Origin of the sequence: Brevundimonas sp., from assembly GCF_032107865.1 — a bacterium.
Lineage (GTDB): Bacteria > Pseudomonadota > Alphaproteobacteria > Caulobacterales > Caulobacteraceae > Brevundimonas.
Genome location: NZ_DAMCNG010000327.1, coordinates 1 through 1,982 on the forward strand (window position 1 = coordinate 1; position 1,982 = coordinate 1,982).

2 protein-coding genes are annotated in these 1,982 nt (G+C 69.1%); both read right to left on the reverse strand.

What is annotated here, in order from left to right; genetic code table 11:
• Positions 1-571, reverse strand: a 571-nt coding sequence (dnaN, locus tag RT567_RS16275; protein ID WP_313577245.1) for a DNA polymerase III subunit beta, incomplete at its 3' end; no start/stop codon positions are given.
• Positions 572-902: 331 nt separating this feature from the next.
• Positions 903-1,982, reverse strand: a 1,080-nt coding sequence (gene dnaA / locus RT567_RS16280) for a chromosomal replication initiator protein DnaA (RefSeq protein ID WP_313577246.1), incomplete at its 5' end; no start/stop codon positions are given.

Below are 1,982 nucleotides of genomic sequence, written 5' to 3' on the forward strand. Positions count from 1 at the left end.
CCGGCGCCGGGGTCTCGGCCAGGGCCAGGCGGTGGCCGTCGGTGGCCACGGCGCGCAGCAGCGGAATGCCGCCGTCAGCCACGGTGTGCAGATACAGGCCGTTCAGATAGTAGCGCGTCTCTTCGGTCGAGACGGCAAAGCGCGTCTTGTCGATCAGACGCGCTAAGTCTTCCTTGGGCAGGGTGTAGCGCGCGCCCGACGCCTCGGTCGACATGACCGGGAAGTCGCCCGCCGGCAGCACCGGCAGGTTGAAGCGCGAGCGGCCCGCCGCCACCACCAGACGCGGATCGTCGCCCGAATAGGTCAGCGACACCTCGGCGCCGTCCGGCAGCTTGCGCACGATCTCGTACAGGGTGTGGGCCGGGGCCGTGATCTGGCCCTCGACGTTCACCTGGGCCGGGGCCTCGTCGACCATCTCCATGTCCAGGTCGGTGGCGGCGAACGACAGGCGGTCGCGCCCGGCGCTCAGCAGAACGTTGGACAGGATCGGAATGGTGTTGCGACGCTCGACCACGCTCTGGACGTGCCCCAGGGCCCGAAGAAGCGCGGATCGTTCGATGGTCAGCTGCATTTGGTCTCGCCCGGTCGCGACCCCGCCGAAGCAGCGTCGCCGTAAATATGGGCAGGAACACTAGCGCATTGAGCGAAAGGGGCAACGGGCAGAGGCGCTTGCCCCCGATTTCCACAGGCTGGATTCTCTTTCCGTCATTCTCCGGCAAGCCGCGGAGCGGCGCAGACCGGGGAACCCAGCGGCGCGCGTCAGCGTGAAAGACGCGCGCACGACCTTGCGGCGAAGATCGCCGTCGGCGCCGCTGGATCCTCCGGTCAAGCCGGAGGATGACGGAAGAAAGAGGTTGCGATGCTGCTGGGTTTACCCGCGCAGCTTGCGCGTCGCTTTCCTTTTAGCCGCGCAGCTTGCGCGTCAGGGCCTCGACGTCGCGGGCGATCTGGTCGTCCTTGGGCATCAGCTCTTCGATCTTGCGAACCCCGTGCAGGACGGTGGTGTGGTCACGCCCGCCGAAGCGACGGCCGATGTCGGGATAGGAGCGGGTCGTGTGCTGTTTGCACAGATACATGGCGACCTGGCGCGGGCGGGCGATGGCGCGGGTGCGGCGCTCGCTCAGCAGGTCGGCCTGCTTGAGGTTGAAGTGCTCGGCCACCGTCTTCTGGATCTCGTCGACGGTGATGCGGCGCTCCGGCCCGGTGCGCAGGGCGGCGCCCAGCAGGGTTTGGACCTCATCGACCGTCAGGGCCGACAGACGGCTGCCGGCGACGGCGGCCAGGGTGTTCACGGCGCCTTCCAGCTCACGCATGGAGCCGGGGGTGCGGTCGATCAGGTGCTCCAGCACGTCGGCGCGGGCCTCGCCCGAGACGACGCCCAGCTGGGCCAGGGCGTTCAGGCGCGACTGGGCTACGGCGACCTTGAGGTCGCGATCCGCCGCCTCGACCGGGCAGGTCAGGCCCGCCGCCAGGTGGCTGCGCAGGCGCGGCTCGACGTCGGTCAGGGCCATGGGCGCGCGGTCAGCCGACAGGACGATGCGCTTGCCGTCCTCAATCAGGGCCGTGAGGGTGTTCAGCAGCTCCTCCTGGGTCGAGGTCTTGCCGCCAACGAACTGGACGTCGTCCAGCAGCAGCATGTCAGCCGAGCGCAGGCTTTCCTTGAAGGCCGCGGTCGAGCGGTCCTGCATGGCGCGCACGAAGGTCGACAGGAAGCGTTCGGCGGTCAGATAAACCACCTTGGCGTCCGGGCGCAGGCGCTGGGCCTCCCAGGCGATGGCGTTCAGCAGGTGCGTCTTGCCGTAGCCGTAGGGGCCGCAGAAGAAGACGGGGTTGAAGTGGCCGTCGGCCCAGGTCGCCACCTGCTTGGCGATGGCCAGGGCGAAGGCGTTGCCGTGGCCCTCGACGAAGCTGTCGAAGGTCAGACGCTCCTGCAGACCGGCGGCGCGCACGGCGCGGGCGCCGTCGGTCGCCGCAGCGAAGGC